Below are 18864 nucleotides of genomic sequence, written 5' to 3'. Positions count from 1 at the left end.
ACGATACTCTTTTTTCAGGGGCTCACACGGCGCAGTTGCCCCATTTCGATCAGACCGGCACGTTTTCATCCGGAGAGCGTGATACTGCATACCGATAGAATGAAACCGGAAAATACCCGCATACTCGATGCCTTTCTCAGCCACTCGGAGGAGATCGGTGACGATCTCGTTGCCGACACCGAAGAGATGCTCGGAACGGTGCCGTTTATCTTCCCTATCCTGCAGGAGCGTCCCGAAACGTTCGTCCTCTCTGCCCTGGCCGACTACAAAACCGCCCGCCCGGAAAGCCTGGACGCCAGAACCGCAGAGCTCATTGCAATCGCCGCGGCGGCCGGTGCAGGCGCCGACAAATGTCTGCACGTGCATATCCGCGCAGCCCTGCGTGCGGGTGCCACCCGGGACGAGATCCTCGACACCCTTCAGATAGCCGGCCTCATCGGCAAAACAAAGATCCTCGCAGTGGCGCTGCGGGAATTTCGCGAAGCCTGCGGGACGAAGGAACGGTGAACCCTGCACCGCCGCTGTGCAAACCTTAAGAGCATTCCGGTCGAGATCCTGATAGAAATGAACCGGACGAAACAACAGATCCGCGAAGACGCAAAGGCCGTGCGGTCGGACCTCTCAGGCGATGCCGTCACCCGGATGAGCAACGCCATCCGGGAGAACGTGACCCCCCTCCTCGATCGCTATACGACGATCATGGTCTACGCCGCAAAAGAGCCCGAGGTCGAGACCCGCGATCTGATCGCCGGCCTCCTCGCCGGAGGAAAACGCATCGTCGTTCCGATCATCGAGCGGGCGACCTGCAGTCTCCGGCTCTCATATATAGATGACCTCTCGGTGCTCGTCCCCGGCACGTTCGGCGTCCCCGAGCCCCTGGGAAGCGAGATACCCGCGGATCCGGCGGAGATCGAGGTCATCGTCATCCCGATGCTCGCCTTCGACCGGCAGGGAAACCGTCTCGGGTACGGTGCCGGGTACTACGATCGGTTCCTCGAACGCTGTTCCCAGCCGGTCAGGATCGGGATAGCATACTCCTGCCAGGAGGTAGAACGCCTTCCGTCCGAGCCGGATGATGTTGCTATGGATTTTATCGTCACGGAAAAGGCTATCATCACCTGCCAGTAATACTCACACTACAGATACATTTTTATATAATGACGATTTACTTATGGTAAACATACCATGAGGAGGTCAGTCATATGGCAGATACCAGTTATGTTGAGGTTACCGTAAAAGAGGCTGCTCACGAAGACGCCGGCCGCGGTATTGCCCGTTTAAGTATCGACATGATGAAGACCCTCAATCTTGTCAGCGGCGATGTGATCGAGATCGAGGGTCGGGCAAAAGCGGCGACACTCGTCTGGCCGGGATTCCCCCAGGATACCGGCAAGGCAATCCTGCGGATAGACGGCAGCACCAGGGGCAATGTCCAGGCGGGCATTGACGACAAGGTCAGGATCAGGAAGTCCGAAGCGGGATATGCAAAGAAGATCACCATTCAGCCGACCCAGGCCATCCGCCTCGTCGGGGGAGAGCAGTACCTCGGGCGGCTCCTCCGCGGGAGGCCGGTTGCCGAAGGGCAGGCTATCAGGGTCAACATCCTCGGCAACGCCTTAACGTTCGTCATCGCAAAGGTCGCCCCGAAGGGGATCGTCATCGTCACCGACAGTACGGAGATCGAACTCAAAGAGACCCCGTACGAACCGAAGAAAGGCAAAGAAACAACCGGGGTTCACTACGAGGATATCGGCGGCCTTGGGCGCGAGCTCGAACTCGTCCGCGAGATGATCGAGCTGCCGCTGCGCCACCCCGAGCTCTTCGAGCGGCTCGGCATCGAACCGCCGAAGGGCGTGCTGCTCTACGGCCCGCCCGGCACCGGAAAAACGCTGATCGCCAAAGCGGTCGCAAACGAGGTCGACGCCCACTTCGTCACGCTCTCGGGTCCTGAGATCATGAGCAAGTACTACGGCGAGTCCGAAGAGCGGCTCCGCGAGGTCTTCGAGGAGGCGCAGGAGAACGCCCCCGCGATCATCTTCATCGACGAGATCGACTCGATCGCGCCGAAGCGCGAGGAGACGAAGGGCGAGGTGGAGCGGCGCGTGGTTGCCCAGCTCCTCTCGCTGATGGACGGCCTTAAGGCCCGCGGCCAGGTCGTGGTCATCGCCGCGACGAACATCCCCGACGTTCTCGACCCGGCACTCCGGCGCGGCGGCAGGTTCGACCGCGAGATCGAGGTCGGGATTCCTGATACGAAAGGACGACTCGAGATCTTCCACGTCCATACCCGGGGCATGCCGCTCGGCGAGGACGTGAACATCGAGGAGTACGCCCGCTCGACGCACGGGTTCGTCGGTGCGGATATCTCGCTGCTCGCGAAGGAGGCAGCGATGCACGCACTCCGCGAGATCATACCGAAGATCAATCTCGAAGAGGAGATCCCGGCCGAGGTGATCGAGGACCTCCGGGTGAACAACGATGACTTCATCGAAGCGATGAAGCATGTCGAGCCGAGCGCGATGCGTGAGGTGCTCGTAGAGATACCCGATGTCTCATGGGAGGACGTCGGCGGCCTCGAAGAGGTAAAGAGCGAGCTTACGGAGGCTGTCGAGTGGCCGCTCAAGTATCCGGAGGTATTTGCCCAGCTCTCGACTGCGCCCCCCCGCGGGATCCTGCTCTTCGGCCCTCCCGGTACGGGTAAGACACTGCTTGCAAAAGCGGTCGCAAACGAGAGCGAAAGCAATTTCATCTCCATAAAAGGCCCAGAATTGCTCTCAAAATGGGTGGGTGAATCTGAAAAAGGCGTACGCGAAGTATTTCGGAAAGCGAGGCAGGCAGCGCCGTCAATTATCTTCTTTGACGAGATAGACGCGCTCATACCGAAACGCGGTACTTATATAGGATCATCCCACGTAACTGAGAGTGTGGTAAGCCAGATCTTGACAGAGCTCGACGGCCTCGAGGAGCTCAACAATGTCATGGTACTCGGCGCTACCAACCGCCCGGACATGTTGGACGAGGCGCTGCTGCGCCCCGGCAGATTGGACAGGATCATCTACGTTCCACCGCCTGACCGGGATGGCAGAAAGAAGATCTTCGAAGTGTACCTCCGGGATCAGGAGATCCTTGCGAAGGACATCAACATCGATGAGCTGGTGGATCGGACCGAGGGTTACGTCGGCGCCGATATCGAGGCGATAGTCCGCGAGGCAAAGGTCGCGGCCATGCGCAAGTTCATCGTGACGATGGCAGAGAAGACCGAGGATGAGCGGCGCAACGCCGCCCGCAACATCCAGATCACCCGCGGGGACTTCGAAGAGGCTCTCTCCCGCGTGAAAGGGACGCTCGACATGGACAAGCTCGAAGAGCACGAACGCCACTCCTGGGAGATCATTTACAACCAGGAGCAGCGTGCGACGCTCGAAGATGCTGTCTCGACGATCAGGCGTGCCGAGATGCGGGAGGGCGGCAGAGACGAAGCTGAAATCAGGAAGCTCAACAAGGCTCTCCGAAGCGAGGTCTACAAGAGAAAGAAGGATTTCAGCGAGATCAAGCGCCTCATCCAGGAACTGAAAGCGAAGATCGAGCGCCCCCTGCCCCAGGCAGGAGTGGCGTACTGACGGAAAGACCCCGCATCTCCGGAGTGCCGGAGAAGGGCGGATTCCACATGGCGGCAGGGGCAGATACCGCCCCACCACCATCAGCGACAACCAGACAACGACAGTGATGCACATGAGTGACAGCCCAGCAGACATCTTCCAGCAGCTCAACGAACTGATGAAACGCCTCATGGAACAGGGTATGAAAGATCAGGAGGACATGAACAAGCCCTTCGCATACGGCTTCAAGATCATCATATCCGACGCCGTCTCCGCAAAGGAGGCCGAGACCGTCGAGAGCGGAGCAGCCGCTGCCGCAACCCCGACCGAGCAGCCCTCGTCGGAGGGTTCCATCGAGCCGATCGCCGAGGTCTACATGACCGACGATGAGGTGACGGTGGCTATCGATCTGCCGGGTGCAGAGAAAGATGGCATTCATCTGTCACTCATCGGCAGTACCCTTACGGTCATCGCCGGCGGCAACCAGCTGACGAGCGTCGACCTTCCTTCCGTGGACGCAGACTCGATGCAGTCGTCCTATAAAAACGGTGTTCTCGAAGTCAAATTCAACCGCGGCAAAGCAATCAAAATCGAGTGACCAGGAAACTCACTCAACAACATTTTTTCACTTTCAGCGTATGTACATATAGGGCAAAGCCTATTACCCATAAGGGCTAGGCCTATGGTACTATTGGTGATTCTATGGCAAAGACTACCGTCTCAGTAATTAAAGCAGATGTCGGGAGTTTCCCCGGGCACTCCCGCACGCACCCGAAGCTTCTTGAAAAAGCAGCCCAGATGCTGAAAGAAGCCGAAGGCACGGTTATAACCGACTCTTTTGTCACCCACTGCGGGGACGATCTCGAGCTTATCATGACCCACACGAAGGGTGAAGACAACGCCGAGATCCACGAACTCGCCTGGAACGTCTTCATGGAGTGCGCCAAGATTGCAAAGGAGATGAAACTCTACGGTGCAGGGCAGGACCTCCTCGGCGACGCGTTCAGCGGCAACGTCAAGGGCATGGGGCCCGGTGTTGCTGAGATGGAGTTTGAAGAGCGCGGCAGCGATCCTATCCTCGTCTTCATGGCGGACAAGACCGAACCCGGCGCATGGAACTTCTTCCTCTACAAGATGTTTGCCGACCCCTTCAACACGTCCGGCCTCGTCATCGACCCGTCCATGCACGAAGGGTTCGTCTTCGAGGTTCACGATGTCATCGCGAAGCGCAGGATCTACTTCAACACGCCCGAGGACACGTACAGCCTGCTCGCCTACATCGGCGCACCGTCCCGGTACGTGATCAAGGGCGTCTCCAAGAAGAGCGGCGAGATTGCCGCATCGACGAGCACCCAGCGCCTCAACATGATGGCAGGACGCTACGTCGGCAAGGACGACCCCGTGATGGTTGTCCGCGCACAGAGCGGATTCCCGTCAGTCGGCGAGGTCATCGACCCGTTCCGGACGCCGATCCTGGTCGCAGGCTGGATGCGCGGCTCGCACCACGGCCCGTTCATGCCGGTCGGTGTCTGTGACGCCAACTGTACCCAGTTCGACGGTCCGCCCCGGGTCATCTGTCTCGGATTCCAGGTCTCCGACTGCAAGCTCATCGGGCCCGCCGATATGTTCGACGACCCCGCCTTCGACCGCGTCCGCGACAAGTGCTGCGAGATATCCGATCTGATGCGGAACCACGGACCCTTCGAGCCCCACCGCCTCTCGCTCGACGAGATGGAGTACACGACCCTCCCCGGCGTCGAGAAGCAGCTGAAAGACAGATGGGAACCCCTCCCCGAATAATCTCTTTTTCCCTGCCGCTCAAAAGCAGCGAACCAGCACGATCGGTCGAACCGCCTTTGCGAGGGGCTTTCCGTACGCGCCCGGTATTTGAAGAAGACCGCTTCGGGCTAGAGCAAACCCACGTAATCCCGGATCGCGGGCACGGCACGCACGCCGGTGATTCGGTATGCAGGTAAATCGTCGTTCTGGAGAGACTCTTTTGTCCTGGTGAAGGCGCGTATCCGGCGCAGAGAACCGTTCCCGCCGCCGATGCGTAGCAACCACGCAGACAGGAGTATCGACCGGCCGGCCGCTCATGGAAAAATTAATTACGCTCGGTAACCACATAAGAACGGATGGTTAACGGCATTGTACTTCCAGTTAAAAAAGTTTTTTCGCTCGTGGACTCGAAAATTGTCGTTGAAATTAAGGATGACGGCCGTAAGCTCCAGGGCAGGCTTATGGCGGTGGACGAGCACTTAAACATCCATATGGACGAAACCATCGAGTATTCGGGAGAACAGCGCGGACGCTCCCTCGGCACGGTCGTCATTCGCGGCAACAACATCCTGACCATTGCACCCCTGATCTGATTGCGTATGAACGACCAGGAGGAAGCAGCGCTCAGTCTCATTCAATCCCATCGGCAGGGAGTGCGCCAGAGCGACCTCTGGAAACTGCTGGAGATCGACAGCCGGAAGTGCTCCCGCATCGTGAAGCGGCTGCTGGACTCCGGCCTGATCGAACGGATCGAGTTTCGGGAGGAGGGGATCAAGACCTACCTGCTCCGCGCGAAGAAGCGGGCGATTGACCCGTCGGTTATCCTCGCAGGAACGGAGATTCTGCCCTGTATCGGATGCGATCAGGAGTGCACGCCCGAAGAGTGCGCGATGCTCCTCGATTGGATATACCAGCTTGCTCTTGAAGAATACCAGGAGTAAGCGCGTACCCCTCTTTTCACGCCCGGGCGGCGATTCGGCGCAACCCTTATCTCAGTGCTCCTTCTAAAAAATACTCTGTGAACAGCCGAAAGCAGGGTGACGGGGCCGCATCACAGGTGCATGGGGTGCTGATCCTGGTTGCACTGGTCATCATCCTGGCGCTTATCCTGTGGCTCCTCTGCAGCGGGTTCACCTTCCCGACCTGGCCGCCGCCACCGCCGGAGCTGCCCCCGATAATCATCACCGATGTCCGGCACATAAACAACGATCACCCCTACAACCTGAACTACGAGAGCAGGGTGACTCTCCGGAACAACAGTACGGTGCGCTTTCCAAACGATCTCCTGACGGCGAAGTTCTACCGGGACGGCGAAGAGATCTATCCGTGCATCATCCTGACGATGAACGGGCACAATTTCATCTCGACGCATCATTACGGCGTTCAGACGCTGCACGGCAGCGGGAGCGAGGATCAGTACTGGAACCCGAACGAACGCATCTGGATCAACTTAAACGACGGAACCCTCCATCCCGGAGACCTTGTCACCGTCGAGATCTTCGACCGCGGCACCGGGAATCGGGTCTCGCGCCATTCATACGCTGCATAGCGGGGCGGAACCAAATGGTCGTGTTTTTATCCGCGCAGCGCCTTGAACTGTATACGCGAAACGGAGCACGATTATCATGTTAAAAACGATACTGGTCGCAGTCGACGGCTCGGAGGTGGGGAAGAAAGCTCTCGATACCGCTCTTGCCCTGGCGAAGGCGCTCGATGCCGAGATCCACGCCATCCACGTCATCCAGGCGGGGCTGTACCCCTCGCTCACCATGAACGATATGGAGCCGGTGGCCGTCGCTCAGCAGGCAGTCTTTGAGATGCTCGAACGCGAGGCGGAGTACGTCCTCGCGGATGCGGAGAAGGCAGGGGCGGAGGCGGGCGTCCGGATCACGCCGCAGAAGCGCTTCGGACAGCCGGGTGCGGAGATCGTCGGTCTCGCCGTCGAACTCGAAGCCGATCTCGTCATTCTCGGCTCGCACGGCAGGAGCAGGCTCGATACGATCCTCCTCGGAAGCGTCAGCCAGTTTGTCCTCCACAACAGCCCCGTCACGACGATGATCACCCGGGCGTAGCGGGGACGGCAACCGCCCGGTTACGCCACGATAGGTATCAACGTTTCGGGGAGGCACGGAACCGACCACGAGCACCGAAGCAGTTTTCCGGCCGGGTACTCTCCTAAAAGCGGGAGATAAACGGTCGTTTCAGGAACAGCCCGATCATATTCTATCTATAGATTTTTATTAAAGTGCGAAAATTATATATGGTTCCCGGAGTATAAGGCGTCTGTCCGATGCCGGGAAAGGCATCCGGATCAGCGACCTACAGCGAGGGATACCAGTGACAATCAGAAACAGCGACAACCGGTTCCAGCACCTCTGTGCCGCCCTGCTCTCTGCAGGACTCCTGCTCGCCGCCATGACCGCACCCGCCGCCGCAGCAGCGATTTCACCCGGGATCGCCGTCCCGCTCCTCCCGGAGGATGCGGCCGGAGGTGATGCGGCGGTGCAGACTGGGCTTCGCAGCCTTCCACGCGAGGATACCGACGAATACTCCGAACCGGACGAGACCTCTATCACCGAACCACCCTTCCCGCCCGAGACACCAGTGCCGCCGTCGGGTGCAGCGGACGTCCCCGCCGACATAACCCTTCAGTGGTCGGCCGAGGAGACCGGGCAGTACCCCGTGCGCTACATGATATCGCTCGGCAGAGGCAGCCTGCCGGAGGAGCCGGTCGCCCGTGATCTGGAGGAAACGGAGTACGACCCGCAGAACCTCACGCCCGGCGTCACCTACGCCTGGCAGGTGACCGCGACCGACGGGGACATGTACGCCATCCCGGGTGAGGTCTGGACGTTCACCGTCCGGGGCGGCGACTCGCCCGGGCCTGATGCGATCATCGAACCGCCGCAGCAGCCCGACGCTCCGTTCCCGGCGAACGGTGCCACCGGTGTGCCGGTCGATACGGAACTCGCCTGGCACGGCGGGAACTTCGGCCAGTACCCCCTGCTCTACACCGTCACTATCGGAAAAGCACCGACCCCCGGCGAGGAGGTGGTAACCGAAGCGCCGCCGGCGGCATACCGGCCGGAGACGCTTGAGGCGGGAACCACCTACTTCTGGCAGGTGACCGCGACCGACGGCGATATGTACTACATCTCCGGGGAGGTCTGGACGTTTACCACGGCAGCGTCCGACCGGGCTTAACCCGCCCCTCTTTTTATTCACAGATACCCGACCGCATCATGCCCCGTGCGACGAGCCGTGCCGCCCTGAGGGGTTCGGGAACCCTGCCGTCGAGCGTAACGTCGTCGCAGAGCCGTGCGGCGTCGGCGAGGGCGATACCGTGCGGCCGGATGTAGATGGTGTGGCCCGTGCGGAGCCGAACCGCCGTCCGCTCTCCGAGCCTCCGGTACGCGGCAAGCCGTGCAGGGTCGTCCGGAAAATGGTGCAGGATATCCTCTTCGATGCCCTCCGAGGACTCGTAGGTGACGACGATCACGGGGAGCCCCGTCTCCTCCGTGATCGCCGCCGGATCGATGATATTGAACCAGGCGATCACGCTGCCGCCGATCATGATGAGGTTGATGTCCCGCCGGTCGAGGAGACGGACGATCCGGAGGACGGCTTCGGTCGCGTCCATGCCGCCGACGGTGGCGTTGGCGAACGCTGCCCCGTCGATCCGGAGATCCTTGCGCATCACGATGCCCGCGAGGGTCGAGCGTTCCCGCCCGGAGAAACTCTCGGCAATCCCGAGTACCCGCAGACCCTTTTTGGCAATATGCATGCAAGCCCTTATGATAAAAGATTCATATTACTATACCGATGAGAATCGAGAACGATGAGGTCTGCATCTTCATCCCCACGCTGAACGAGGCGCCGACGATAGAAGAGCTCGTCACGACGTTCCAGCGGATGGGTTTTCACCATATCTTCGTCATGGACGGGAACAGCACCGACGGCACTCCCGATATTGCCAGAAAAGCCGGTGCGACCGTCAGACAGCAGTCGGGCAAGGGGAAGGGGAACGCCATCATCGAGGCGCTGGAGTATATCGAACAGCCCTACGCGCTCATGCTCGACGGCGACGGCACCTACGCTCCGGCCGATGCCGAGAAGATGCTCCGGCCGCTCTTCTCCGGATTCGACCACGTCATCGGCGACCGGCTCGAAAACCCCGGGGAGGGGGCGCTCACCCGGCTAAATCTCATCGGCAACCGCCTCCTGAACCTGATGTTCCGGCTCGCGCACGGAAGAGATCTCCGTGACATCCTCTCGGGCTACCGGGCGTTCTCACTCGAGGCCGCCCGCCAGATGAACCTGACCGAGTCGGGTTTCGAGATAGAGACCGAGATGGCGGTCGAGGCGGTGCGGAACGGGCAGCAGATAGAAGTCGTTCCCATCCAGTACCTCAAACGGCCCGGAACCGAGACGAAACTGAATCCCGTTCAGGACGGATTTCGGATATTTTCGACGATATACCGGCTCGCAAAGATGAACAACCCGATCTTCTACTTCGGGATCATAGGGCTTTTCATCTCAATCTTAGGCGGCATAACCGGAGTCTATGTCGTCTACGAATGGTTCCAGAACATCGAGCACCTCCCCCTGACGGTGCTGACGATGCTCCTGATCACGATCGGGTTTCAGATATTCATGTTCGGCGTCATCAGCGACATGATCCTCGGGTTCCACCGGGAGATCATGCGGGAGATGGAGTTACTGCGACCCCCGAAACCGCCCCGATAAGAGAAGAATCCGGCAGGCGTACTCTGCAACGGAGGTGTAGAGGTATGCCTCGTCGAGCGACTTTCCGCCGGCAAACGTCCCGTGTCCCCTGACGACGACGACCGGCGAGGCGGCGAGCGCTTCCGCAACGCTCGTTGCTATCTCGTCGCTGCCGGGCCTCCCCCCGACCACGGGGATTGCAGGGCAGAGCATCTCTCCTTCGCTATCGATCGGGGCGATACGGTCGGTATCAAACGAGATCGCCACCGCATGCACCGGATGGGCGTGGACGATGGCGCGGTGCCCGGTCAGGCGGTAGACCTCCCGGTGCACCCGGTATTCGCTCGAGGCCTCCTTCGGCACGACGCCCTCGTCCGGCACAAAGACCGGCATCTCCCGGGCGTCCAGGTACGACCCGCTCCGGGTGATATGAAATCCACCGTCGCCCCTGACGCTCATATTTCCGAAACTGCCGCCGACAAGGTGCTCTGCAAAGAGACGCTTTCCGATCCGTTCAAACTCACGATCCATTGCCGTACGGTATGGCGGCAGAAGGTCTTATGGCATTTCATTCCGGCACGTAGCCGCAGGGCTCTTGCAGGGCAGACGACCGTCCAAAAAAAAGGTGGGGAATTATACGAACCGGACGCCGGCGTCCCGCATCTTATTCAGCCGCCCGACATTGAGCAGCAGTGGAGTGACGCTCTCGACCATGGATGCGGCTGCAAGCGGCCCTGCATCGCAGGCTTTGAGTTCCGAGATCCCGTTGACGAGATCCATCACCTGGCGCTTCACCCCTTCGTCGTCACAGCAGACGGCGACGGAGTAGTCGAGCACTTCATCGAGGATCTTCCACTTCTTCGCAGCGATATTGTTGAAGGCGGCACAGACCGTGGTGCTCTCCGGGAGCATCCCCTTGATCATCAGGGCGGCGGAGCCTTCCGGCGGCGGCGCATAGTAGAAGTGGGTCGACCGCTCGATCGGATTAACGGGGGTGATGACGATCTTGTCTTCAAACCCACGGAGCGATCCGAGCGTGGCGGCGACGTGCTTGAACGGGAGGGCGAGCACGATGATATCGGCCGCGTCGACGGCGGCCTGGTTGCCCACACCGAGGAGGCTGCACTCGAGCCCCCGCCCGGTGAGGATCTCCTCACAGGCGGTGCAGGATGCGACGGCCTTCTCCGCTTCACGCGAACCGACGACGACCTCGTGCGCGGTGGAGAGGCGGAGCGCCATCCCCTCTCCGATATCCCCGGTCCCTCCGACGATGCCGATCCTCACTGCTCCACCAGCGGCGTTAAGATCCCCTCAAGCCTCTCCAGGTCCTGAACCCCTACGAGTTTCTGGACAAGTTCGCCGTCTTTCTCGATGACGATCGTCGGAACGAACTGGATATCGTACTTCGAGGCATACTGTCGCGTCTCGGCGCTGTCGACACCGACGTCGACTTTGCGGATCTCTACGCGATCGCCCATCCTCTCTTTGAGCTGGTCGAGGATCGGCGTCTGCTGGCGGCACGGGCCGCACCATTCTGCAAAAAAGTCCATCAAAACAGGTTTTGCCATGTTCAGTACCCCTTTCACCAATCTTGTTGGTGAACGGGCACATAAAGGTTATTGTAGGGAGGTTATTTGGAGAGGATTGCCATGATTATCTTCCCGTAGGCGGGCCGTGTGACCAGCACGCCGATCACCACGCCGAGGATGGTGATGATGGCAAATCCGCGCAGGGTGGAGAGATCCATCAGCGCCAGCGGGAGCATCGCGATGAACATCGTCGACGCCGCGACGGCAATAATCCCGAGTGCCCGGCCGTATCGCTTCATGTAGAGGTTCTGCGAGGGAACCTTCCCGTCGTGGACCACTTCGTCGGTGATGATGACGAGCTGGTCGATACCGGTTCCGAGCACCGCAATCAATCCCGCGATCGCGGCAAGATCGAGCTGCTGGATGTACCGGGCGATACCGAGCAGGATGATGATCTCCGCTACGTTGACCGCGAGCATCGGAATGACGATGAACGGCTCCCGGTAACGGTAGTAGACGACGACACCGACGGCCGCAAGCGCAAACAGCCCGGCGATGAGGCTCATTACCTTGAAGTGCTCGCCGAGGGCGGCCGGCACCGAGCCGGAACCGACGATCTGCACGTCGACCGGCAGTGCCCCGGCACGGAGGTGGATCTCGAGCGCCTGAGCCTCCTCAAGGCCTTCTTCGCCGTACCCCGTCGAGGCGGAGAGCTGCCTGACAGGTGCAGAGCGGAGCTGTGCAGCAAGTTCGGGGTCGAGCGGGGCGCTGTAGACCGTATCGTTGTCGAGGAACATCAGGAGTTCGTGGCTCTTCGGGTTGCTCACCGCACCGTAATCCAGCGCCGCCTGACGGAACGCCTGGGCTCCCTGCTCGTCCAGTGTGAACCCGACACCCCAGTAGTTGCTGCCCGGCGGGTTCTGGCTCGGCGAGCTGACACTGGTGATGGAGTCGCCGAAGAGAACGTGAGCCGTCTCGTTCGCCGTCGTCTGGATGCGGATCTCGAATTTACCCTGTTTCCCGACGATCTCCTGTGCGGTGGCCATATCCACGCCCGCAAGCTCAACGCGGACGTACTGCGGATAGTCGCTGCCGGTCGGCGTTAAGATGTTCACCCGGGCGTCCTGGGTTCCGAGACTGTTGACCTTCTCTTCGAGGATCCGCTTGACGGTCTCGGCCGTATTCTCCGAGGCGCCCATCTGGTACGACGTCAGCGTCGCTCCCGAGGCTGCGAAGGCCGGTTCGAGCGCAGAACGGGGGATATTCTTCCGGATCTCGAGGTGCTGCCCGTCTTCGAGGACGAATACCTCGGTATCGAGTTGCTGCTGGAGGTCGGGGATCAGTTCTTCGAGCGGGCGATCGGTCTCAAAACCGACGATCACCGACTGGAACTCGAGCTGCAGCCAGGAGCCTCCCTCAAGGTCGAGGCCGAACTGGAGGTTGCCTTCGATGCCGTTCTGGAAGGCCGGCGGTGCGAGATAGATCCCGACGAGGGAGGCGACGACGAGCACGAGCATCAGTGCAACGCGCCAGTCGCGCACCATTTTACCGAGTGTATCGCTGTTCATCGCGTCCCACTCCTTTGAACGTACCACTTGATTATTCCGGCATTCAGAAGCCACGTATTCATGAGATCGATGAGGAGGCCGATGATCAGGACACCGGCGATCGCGCTGATGATCTGGATCTGTCCGATAGTCGCGACCACCCACATCGCGACGAGTGCCGAGAGGGTCGTCGTCGTCATGATGAACCCGGTCCGAAACGCACCGCCGAGTTTCTCATCGAGTTTCCCTTTCCGCTTCAGCACCCGCGAGGTCAGCAGGATATCACTGTCCACGGAGTAGCCGATCAGCATCAGGAGAGCGGCGGTCGTCCCGAGCGAGAGGGGAATACCGAGCACCTGCATGGTCGCGGCGGCGATGACGATATCCGAGAACGCCGAGAGGACGACGGCAAGTGACGGGACGGCGCTCCGGAACGCGATGAATACGACGATCGACATCCCGACGAATGAGAAGAGCAGGGCTATCAGCGACTGCTGCTGGAGCGTCTTTCCGAAGGTCTCACCGATCTGGTCGATCCCGGCATCGGGGTATCGCTCGACGACGTCTTCGGTAAAGGCGCGGAATTCATCGTCGCTCATCGGCCCGAACTTGATGTATTTGCCGTTGTTGACACTCTCGTCGATTGAGAGCAGCGGATATGCAGAGAAGTACGACTCTATCGTCTCCCTGCTATCGGCTGTAAAGATGGTGACGGCGGTTCCTCCCGCGAAGTCGATGCCCGCCTGCACGGGCATCCCGGTCATGAGCGTGCTGACACCGAGCACCGCCATGGCAATGAGGAGGAGAGCCAGAGGCAGAATCACCATCTGCTTCGGCGTGTATCTATTGATGTCATAATTGACAAATGCCATAGTACTGTAGTAGTGAGCGATGAAAGGTTAAAGGGTTAGTTGTAGCCGATCGCAGCGGATCTATTCGGTATTCTTAAGAGAGACGGATATTCAACCGGAACTTCGGACGGATTTTCTCCGAAAACAAGCACCTTTTTGCGACGGGAATACTCACGGCTCCATTGTCGGCGCAGAAATGTCAGACAGGGGCAATGTTTCCGGACGTATTGCGGGATAAATAATTAAAATGATAAAATTTATATAAAATACTGAAATAGTAGCACATATGAGATCGCCCGCTGAGCTCAAAAAAGAGATTGAGTCTCGACTCCATGGTTATCTCTCGCGGGACAGGGATGGTATCAGGCACGAACTGCTGAACCTCTTCGTGAAGGTGAAGTCACTGACCATCCCGCAGATTCATGAGAAATTGCAGGAGCATTTCAGCATCAGCTATCATTCCGTCGCCTCCATGGTAGGCATCATCGCATCCAGAATAGGGATTCTGCATGTGAAACGAAACGCCGAGGGGACAAATACACTCTACGAGATAAAAGATCAGTATCTGGAGGTCGTGACCCAGATACTGAGAACGGCCTAGGCCCTGCCGGTAACCACAACCATTTTTTAACTCCACTACCAGATTTACAGAGCACCATGCACAGCGACACCGACAGCCACTCCTCCGACCATGCAATATTCGTCACGGAGGATGTCAGAACGTACATTCTCTCACGGAAACGCGACTTCCGGGTGAGCACATCCTGCAGCGGCCCCATCCTTCTTCCGACCTCGGTGAAACCGGCAAAGATGACGGATCTTGTGGTCTCCGTCGGTGATTATACCGTGTACGTATCAAAATACCAGGCGCGATACCTCGATACCATTCACAAAGGAATGATCCCGATCTTCTTCGACGAGTTCTAAAAAATGACCTTCGAGGAACTTGAGCATACCGCGGACGTCCTCGTGCGCGTGCGGGCCGCGAGCATAAACGAACTCTTTGCAGATGCAGCACGTGCCCTCTTCTCCGTCATGTACGGACCCTGCCGGGACGCCGGTATCGTGCAGAGGCTCACGGTTGAAGCAGGAGATCCGGAATCCCTGCTCCACGATTTTCTCTCCGAACTGCTCTTCATCGCCGACGTCGAGAATGTCGTCCTCTGCAGGTTCGAGCTCGACGTCGGCGAAGGCAGCCTCTCGGCAGTGATGCACGGAGAGCCGTTCGACCCGGCGAAACACGCCGGTGGGACGATCATCAAAGGAATCTCCTATTCGGGGCTGCGAATTGTTAAAGACGATGAGACCTATGGAGTGGACGTACTCTTCGATGTATGAGGGATAGGTATGATTGAGGGCGTGAAGAGAGCAGGTCTGTTTGAGTGGGAAGTTCCGATCGGTTTTGTCCCGGGCATGCGGGTACCGGGCCGGTTCTTCCTCTCGGAGGACCTCGGCCAGACACTGGAGGCGGGAGCGGTTCAGCAGCTCGCCAATGTTGCCACGATGCCGGGCATTGTCGGAAATTCGCTTGCAATGCCGGATATCCACTGGGGATACGGGTTTCCCATCGGCGGGGTCGCCGCCTTCGACATGACCGAAGGCGTCATCTCGCCCGGAGGGGTCGGGTTCGATATCAACTGCGGCGTCCGGCTCATCGCGTCGCCCCTGACCGGTGACGACCTCGCCGGGACGAAACGGGAGCTTATCGAGGAGATCTTCAAAGCCGTGCCGACGGGCGTCGGCGCCCGCAGCGCACGTACCCTCTCGAACAAGGACCTGACCGGGATGATGACGGACGGCGTGGGCTGGTGCGTCGAGCACGGATTCGGGCTTCCGTCCGACCTCGTACATTGCGAGGAGCAGGGCAGGATGGAGCACGCCGACCCGGATGCCGTCAGTGCAAAAGCACGGCAGCGGGGACTCCCGCAGGCCGGCACGCTCGGGGCGGGCAACCACTTCCTCGAGATCCAGATCGCGGAGGAGATCCTCGACGCTCCGGCGGCGGCGGCGATGGGAATCACGGAGGGGCAGATCTGTTTCATGATCCACTGCGGTTCACGCGGCCTCGGCCACCAGGTCTGCACGGATCACCTCCAGATCCTCGAGAAGGCGACGAAGAAGTACGGGATAAGCCTCCCTGACCGCCAGCTTGCGTGCGCTCCCGTGGAGTCTCCCGAAGGGCGCTCCTACTTTGGTGCGATGGCCTGCGCCGCCAACTACGCCTGGGCGAACCGCCAGATGATCACCCACGAGGTCAGGAACGTCGTCGCAAAGACCTTCGGGATTGCAGATGAAGACCTGCCGCTCGTCTACGACGTCGCACACAACGTCGCCAAGTACGAACGCCATACGGTCGACGGCAGGGAGCGGGAACTCTGTGTCCACCGGAAGGGAGCCACCCGTGCTTTCGGGCCGGGCGCATCCGACATTCCACCGGTATACGAGGAGATCGGCCAGCCGGTCATCATCCCCGGCAGCATGGGAACGAGTTCGTACCTGCTGCGCGGCACCGCGACCGCCATGGAGCGGTCGTTCGGGAGCACCTGTCACGGGGCGGGCAGAGTTCTTTCGCGAACGCAGGCGAAGAAGGATATCACGGGGAAAGCCCTCCGGGAGCAGCTCGCAAAGGAAGGGATACTCGTCCGCGCCCACTCCGACTCGGTGCTCGCCGAAGAGGCGCCCGGCGCCTACAAACCGAGCAACGAGGTCGTCAGGGTGGTCGACAGGGTGGGTCTCTCGACGCTCGTCGCAAGACTCGAACCGCAAGGAGTGATCAAGGGGTGATCTGCAAAGCCGGCCTGATATGGGACACACCCCTCATGTTCGGGAGGTTGATCGAGGACTGCGGCACCTGCTGCGAGTACATCACTCCACATATGCTCGCTTCACCCTTCTACCGGGGCAGATTCGTCTCGCTCATCATCCCGACCGGGTTTGCGAACGCCGCATACTCGAACCTGATGCCGGCGCTCCGCGCCTCGCAGGGCCGGATCCGCCGGTTCGTCGAGAACGGCGGACGGCTTTTAGTCTTCGGCGCAGGGGACGGCCGGCAGGACGCCTACGACTGGCTGCCGTTCACCGTCCGGTACAGCCACACCTACGCCCCCTGCTCGATCTCGTTCGCGCCTGAAGACCCGTACGCCTCCATCATCGAAGGATACGATCCGTGCGCCATCGAGTGCGACGGATCGTTTGCCGGGAGCGATGCCGAGGCGATCGCATCCGACGCGGCCGGCAGGCCGATCGTCCTTAAAAAGGATATCGGAGCCGGAACGGTCATTGTTACGAGTATCCACGAATACCCGTCACGGACGTTTCTGGCAGCGTTTTCCTGCGGAGATAGGGAAACCTTATTTTAGGTTAAAATTTATGGGAAATATGGGGAATGGCCGTGGATCAGTATGTTATCTCTGCTGTGTCAACTGCACGCGATCTCGTGCCGGTTATGCAGTGTATCCATGAACTGCTCGGTCGCCTGCCGGTTACGGCGCGATCACGGGATCATCCGGGCATCCGTATCGAGGACGGCGAGATCATCGACGAACACTATTCAGGGCCAATTCTGGAGGATGTCCTCCGCAATAATGCCATCAGAAAGGTGATACCGCCGACAGGCCCGTACCGGGGCGTTCCCGTCACCGTCGCACCGGTGCGTGACGGAAGCGGAGATGCAATTGCGGTTATCGGCATCGTCGACGTCACGGGGGTCTTCGACATCGCCGATCTCATGGAGCAGTATACCACGATCAGGAAACAGGTCTGCGGAGCAGATCCGTGTCCACTCCCGACAGAGTCAACCGCAGCGAAAAGGTAGTTGAAATGAAGGATACGGCACTCAATGTACTGAGAATTCTCGAAGAAGCGGACGGCCCTCTGTCAGGGGAAATCATCGCCGAACGTCTGGGCATTACGCGTTCGGCGATATGGAAACAGATCAGGGAACTCCGGAAGATGGGTTACAACATCACCTCATCCCAGACGGCAGGATACCAGCTGACGGGTTCGACATCCATGCTGCTTCCCCACGAGGTGCATAAGCGGCTCCGGACGAAGTTCATCGGAAAGCAGATGCGGTACTTCGACCGTACTGCGTCGACGACCTGGGTCGGAAAGAAACTTGCCGACGAGGGCAACCCCGAGGATCTGCACGGCATGGTGATCCTCGCCGAGGAGCAGACCGGCGGCGTCGGACGGCTCGGGAGGTCATGGGCCTCTCCTGCCGGAGGCATCTGGTGCACCATCGTACTAAAACCGAATCTCCCGCTCGAACGGCTCTTCATGATCACCATGGCCGGATCCATCGCGGTCGCCCGCGCCATCAGGAAGGAGTACGACATCGGTGCGCTGATCAAGTGGCCGAACGACATCTTCATCGGCGATAAGAAGGTTGCAGGCCTGCTCCTCGAGCTCTCCGCCGAGGCCGATACCATCCACTACTGCCTCCTCGGGATCGGGATCGACGCCAACATTCTGCTCGACGAACTCTCCCCATCCCTGAAAGAGACCGTCACCTCGCTCAAGGCCGAGACCGGCGGGGACGTCGACCGGGTGGCGCTCCTTGCCCGGGTGCTCAAAGAGTTCGAGCAGCGCTACCTGCTGCTCGAGAGCGAGGAGTACGAGACGATTATCCGCGAGTGGAAGAGCCTCTCGCTCACCCTCGATCACCGGGTGCAGATCAAGACGATGCGCAAGACCTTCGACGGCGAGGCGATCGATATCGACGACCACGGCGCACTCATCATCAGGAAGGATAACGGCAGGATCGAACGCGTTATCGCCGGCGACTGCTACCAGCTCTAACGCATACTCATTTTTTATCGCAATCAGCAGGATC

The 18864-nt window shown here is 59.7% G+C and carries 24 protein-coding genes; 18 read left to right on the top strand and 6 right to left on the bottom strand.

Annotated features, from left to right (window positions below; translation table 11 throughout):
* Positions 1–99 precede the first annotated feature (99 nt).
* The 10 genes from ABH15_RS08445 (at position 100) to ABH15_RS08400 (ending at position 8582) form a co-directional block, all read left to right on the top strand.
* On the top strand, positions 100–507 hold the full coding sequence (locus ABH15_RS08445; protein ID WP_128693910.1) for a carboxymuconolactone decarboxylase family protein: 408 nt from the start codon (positions 100–102) through the stop codon (positions 505–507).
* 57 nt (positions 508–564) lie between these two features.
* A complete protein-coding gene (locus tag ABH15_RS08440) occupies positions 565–1128 on the top strand; it encodes a 5-formyltetrahydrofolate cyclo-ligase (RefSeq protein ID WP_128693909.1) in 564 nt (187 codons plus the stop codon).
* A gap of 74 nt (positions 1129–1202) precedes the next feature.
* Positions 1203–3620, top strand: coding sequence for a CDC48 family AAA ATPase (locus tag ABH15_RS08435; RefSeq protein WP_128693908.1), 2418 nt, complete (start codon positions 1203–1205; stop codon positions 3618–3620).
* A gap of 112 nt (positions 3621–3732) precedes the next feature.
* Positions 3733–4197, top strand: a complete 465-nt coding sequence (locus tag ABH15_RS08430) for an Hsp20/alpha crystallin family protein (RefSeq protein ID WP_128693907.1) — start codon at positions 3733–3735, stop codon at positions 4195–4197.
* 104 nt (positions 4198–4301) lie between these two features.
* Positions 4302–5399 (top strand): fructose-1,6-bisphosphate aldolase/phosphatase, encoded by a 1098-nt coding sequence (fbp, locus tag ABH15_RS08425; protein WP_128693906.1) that lies wholly within the window; start codon positions 4302–4304, stop codon positions 5397–5399.
* Positions 5400–5734: 335 nt separating this feature from the next.
* On the top strand, positions 5735–5971 hold the full coding sequence (locus ABH15_RS08420; protein ID WP_128693905.1) for an LSM domain-containing protein: 237 nt from the start codon (positions 5735–5737) through the stop codon (positions 5969–5971).
* Between the two features lie 6 nt (positions 5972–5977).
* Complete coding sequence (locus tag ABH15_RS08415) at positions 5978–6319, top strand: helix-turn-helix transcriptional regulator (protein WP_128693904.1); 342 nt, start codon at positions 5978–5980, stop codon at positions 6317–6319.
* A gap of 77 nt (positions 6320–6396) precedes the next feature.
* On the top strand, positions 6397–6927 hold the full coding sequence (locus tag ABH15_RS08410) for a type IV pilin (RefSeq protein WP_128693903.1): 531 nt from the start codon (positions 6397–6399) through the stop codon (positions 6925–6927).
* A 76-nt stretch (positions 6928–7003) separates the two neighbouring features.
* Positions 7004–7450 (top strand): universal stress protein, encoded by a 447-nt coding sequence (locus ABH15_RS08405; protein ID WP_128693902.1) that lies wholly within the window; start codon positions 7004–7006, stop codon positions 7448–7450.
* Between the two features lie 265 nt (positions 7451–7715).
* On the top strand, positions 7716–8582 hold the full coding sequence (locus ABH15_RS08400) for a fibronectin type III domain-containing protein (protein ID WP_128693901.1): 867 nt from the start codon (positions 7716–7718) through the stop codon (positions 8580–8582).
* Between the two features lie 13 nt (positions 8583–8595).
* On the opposite strand, the gene ABH15_RS08395 is transcribed toward ABH15_RS08400, so the two are convergent.
* Positions 8596–9162 carry an endonuclease dU gene (locus tag ABH15_RS08395; RefSeq protein WP_128693900.1) on the bottom strand — a complete coding sequence of 189 codons (567 nt, stop codon included), beginning with the start codon at positions 9160–9162 and terminating at the stop codon, positions 8596–8598.
* Between the two features lie 38 nt (positions 9163–9200).
* Here ABH15_RS08395 and aglJ point away from each other — a divergent pair, with 38 nt between their 5' ends.
* The gene (gene aglJ / locus ABH15_RS08390) at positions 9201–10124 is read left to right on the top strand and encodes an S-layer glycoprotein N-glycosyltransferase AglJ (protein WP_128693899.1); all 924 of its coding nucleotides are present in this window, start codon (positions 9201–9203) and stop codon (positions 10122–10124) included.
* Here the strand turns inward: aglJ and ABH15_RS08385 are convergent.
* The 5 genes from ABH15_RS08385 to ABH15_RS08365 all read right to left on the bottom strand — a co-directional run bounded on the left by ABH15_RS08385 (position 10095) and on the right by ABH15_RS08365 (position 14051).
* Entirely contained in the window at positions 10095–10634 is a 540-nt protein-coding gene (locus ABH15_RS08385) for an aldolase (RefSeq protein WP_128693898.1), read from the bottom strand. The two genes, aglJ and ABH15_RS08385, sit on opposite strands and share 30 nt — an antisense overlap.
* Positions 10635–10736: 102 nt before the next feature.
* On the bottom strand, positions 10737–11387 hold the full coding sequence (gene npdG, locus ABH15_RS08380; protein WP_128693897.1) for an NADPH-dependent F420 reductase: 651 nt from the start codon (positions 11385–11387) through the stop codon (positions 10737–10739).
* Positions 11384–11671: a thioredoxin family protein gene (locus ABH15_RS08375; RefSeq protein ID WP_128693896.1), complete on the bottom strand. Its 288-nt coding sequence runs from the start codon at positions 11669–11671 to the stop codon at positions 11384–11386. The genes npdG and ABH15_RS08375 overlap by 4 nt, the downstream gene beginning before the upstream one ends.
* A 62-nt stretch (positions 11672–11733) precedes the next feature.
* Complete coding sequence (locus tag ABH15_RS08370) at positions 11734–13200, bottom strand: preprotein translocase subunit SecD (protein ID WP_128693895.1); 1467 nt, start codon at positions 13198–13200, stop codon at positions 11734–11736.
* Complete coding sequence (locus tag ABH15_RS08365; protein ID WP_128693894.1) at positions 13197–14051, bottom strand: protein translocase subunit SecF; 855 nt, start codon at positions 14049–14051, stop codon at positions 13197–13199. Before ABH15_RS08365 ends, ABH15_RS08370 begins: the two co-directional genes overlap by 4 nt.
* Before the next feature lie 265 nt (positions 14052–14316).
* Here ABH15_RS08365 and ABH15_RS08360 point away from each other — a divergent pair, with 265 nt between their 5' ends.
* From ABH15_RS08360 to ABH15_RS08330, 7 genes are read left to right on the top strand one after another with little or no spacing between them, the layout of a single operon-like run.
* Positions 14317–14631 carry a DUF2551 domain-containing protein gene (locus ABH15_RS08360; RefSeq protein WP_128693893.1) on the top strand — a complete coding sequence of 105 codons (315 nt, stop codon included), beginning with the start codon at positions 14317–14319 and terminating at the stop codon, positions 14629–14631.
* A gap of 56 nt (positions 14632–14687) precedes the next feature.
* Positions 14688–14957 (top strand): hypothetical protein, encoded by a 270-nt coding sequence (locus ABH15_RS08355; RefSeq protein ID WP_128693892.1) that lies wholly within the window; start codon positions 14688–14690, stop codon positions 14955–14957.
* Positions 14958–14960: 3 nt separating this feature from the next.
* A complete protein-coding gene (locus ABH15_RS08350; RefSeq protein ID WP_128693891.1) occupies positions 14961–15368 on the top strand; it encodes an archease in 408 nt (135 codons plus the stop codon).
* Positions 15369–15377: 9 nt separating this feature from the next.
* On the top strand, positions 15378–16814 hold the full coding sequence (locus ABH15_RS08345) for an RtcB family protein (protein WP_128693890.1): 1437 nt from the start codon (positions 15378–15380) through the stop codon (positions 16812–16814).
* On the top strand, positions 16811–17389 hold the full coding sequence (locus ABH15_RS08340; RefSeq protein ID WP_128693889.1) for a hypothetical protein: 579 nt from the start codon (positions 16811–16813) through the stop codon (positions 17387–17389). Before ABH15_RS08345 ends, ABH15_RS08340 begins: the two co-directional genes overlap by 4 nt.
* Before the next feature lie 26 nt (positions 17390–17415).
* Positions 17416–17844 (top strand): DUF2111 domain-containing protein, encoded by a 429-nt coding sequence (locus ABH15_RS08335; RefSeq protein WP_128693888.1) that lies wholly within the window; start codon positions 17416–17418, stop codon positions 17842–17844.
* 5 nt (positions 17845–17849) lie between these two features.
* On the top strand, positions 17850–18830 hold the full coding sequence (locus ABH15_RS08330; protein WP_128693887.1) for a biotin--[acetyl-CoA-carboxylase] ligase: 981 nt from the start codon (positions 17850–17852) through the stop codon (positions 18828–18830).
* Positions 18831–18864 lie beyond the last annotated feature (34 nt).

Source organism: Methanoculleus taiwanensis, from assembly GCF_004102725.1.
GTDB lineage: Archaea > Halobacteriota > Methanomicrobia > Methanomicrobiales > Methanoculleaceae > Methanoculleus_A > Methanoculleus_A taiwanensis.
This window is presented reverse-complemented; position numbering and strand designations above follow the sequence as displayed.

What these genes read in the sequence shown, in the direction of transcription:
- ABH15_RS08445 (WP_128693910.1), top strand. Translation starts at nt 100, where the DNA reads ATGAAACCGGAAAATACCCGCATACTCGATGCCTTTCTCAGCCACTCG.
- ABH15_RS08440 (WP_128693909.1), top strand. Translation starts at nt 565, where the DNA reads ATGAACCGGACGAAACAACAGATCCGCGAAGACGCAAAGGCCGTGCGG.
- ABH15_RS08435 (WP_128693908.1), top strand. Translation starts at nt 1,203, where the DNA reads ATGGCAGATACCAGTTATGTTGAGGTTACCGTAAAAGAGGCTGCTCAC.
- ABH15_RS08430 (WP_128693907.1), top strand. Translation starts at nt 3,733, where the DNA reads ATGAGTGACAGCCCAGCAGACATCTTCCAGCAGCTCAACGAACTGATG.
- fbp (WP_128693906.1), top strand. Translation starts at nt 4,302, where the DNA reads ATGGCAAAGACTACCGTCTCAGTAATTAAAGCAGATGTCGGGAGTTTC.
- ABH15_RS08420 (WP_128693905.1), top strand. Translation starts at nt 5,735, where the DNA reads ATGGTTAACGGCATTGTACTTCCAGTTAAAAAAGTTTTTTCGCTCGTG.
- ABH15_RS08415 (WP_128693904.1), top strand. Translation starts at nt 5,978, where the DNA reads ATGAACGACCAGGAGGAAGCAGCGCTCAGTCTCATTCAATCCCATCGG.
- ABH15_RS08405 (WP_128693902.1), top strand. Translation starts at nt 7,004, where the DNA reads ATGTTAAAAACGATACTGGTCGCAGTCGACGGCTCGGAGGTGGGGAAG.
- ABH15_RS08395 (WP_128693900.1), bottom strand. Translation starts at nt 9,162, where the DNA reads ATGCATATTGCCAAAAAGGGTCTGCGGGTACTCGGGATTGCCGAGAGT.
- aglJ (WP_128693899.1), top strand. Translation starts at nt 9,201, where the DNA reads ATGAGAATCGAGAACGATGAGGTCTGCATCTTCATCCCCACGCTGAAC.
- ABH15_RS08385 (WP_128693898.1), bottom strand. Translation starts at nt 10,634, where the DNA reads ATGGATCGTGAGTTTGAACGGATCGGAAAGCGTCTCTTTGCAGAGCAC.
- ABH15_RS08375 (WP_128693896.1), bottom strand. Translation starts at nt 11,671, where the DNA reads ATGGCAAAACCTGTTTTGATGGACTTTTTTGCAGAATGGTGCGGCCCG.
- ABH15_RS08370 (WP_128693895.1), bottom strand. Translation starts at nt 13,200, where the DNA reads ATGAACAGCGATACACTCGGTAAAATGGTGCGCGACTGGCGCGTTGCA.
- ABH15_RS08365 (WP_128693894.1), bottom strand. Translation starts at nt 14,051, where the DNA reads ATGGCATTTGTCAATTATGACATCAATAGATACACGCCGAAGCAGATG.
- ABH15_RS08360 (WP_128693893.1), top strand. Translation starts at nt 14,317, where the DNA reads ATGAGATCGCCCGCTGAGCTCAAAAAAGAGATTGAGTCTCGACTCCAT.
- ABH15_RS08355 (WP_128693892.1), top strand. Translation starts at nt 14,688, where the DNA reads ATGCACAGCGACACCGACAGCCACTCCTCCGACCATGCAATATTCGTC.
- ABH15_RS08350 (WP_128693891.1), top strand. Translation starts at nt 14,961, where the DNA reads ATGACCTTCGAGGAACTTGAGCATACCGCGGACGTCCTCGTGCGCGTG.
- ABH15_RS08345 (WP_128693890.1), top strand. Translation starts at nt 15,378, where the DNA reads ATGATTGAGGGCGTGAAGAGAGCAGGTCTGTTTGAGTGGGAAGTTCCG.
- ABH15_RS08335 (WP_128693888.1), top strand. Translation starts at nt 17,416, where the DNA reads ATGGCCGTGGATCAGTATGTTATCTCTGCTGTGTCAACTGCACGCGAT.
- ABH15_RS08330 (WP_128693887.1), top strand. Translation starts at nt 17,850, where the DNA reads ATGAAGGATACGGCACTCAATGTACTGAGAATTCTCGAAGAAGCGGAC.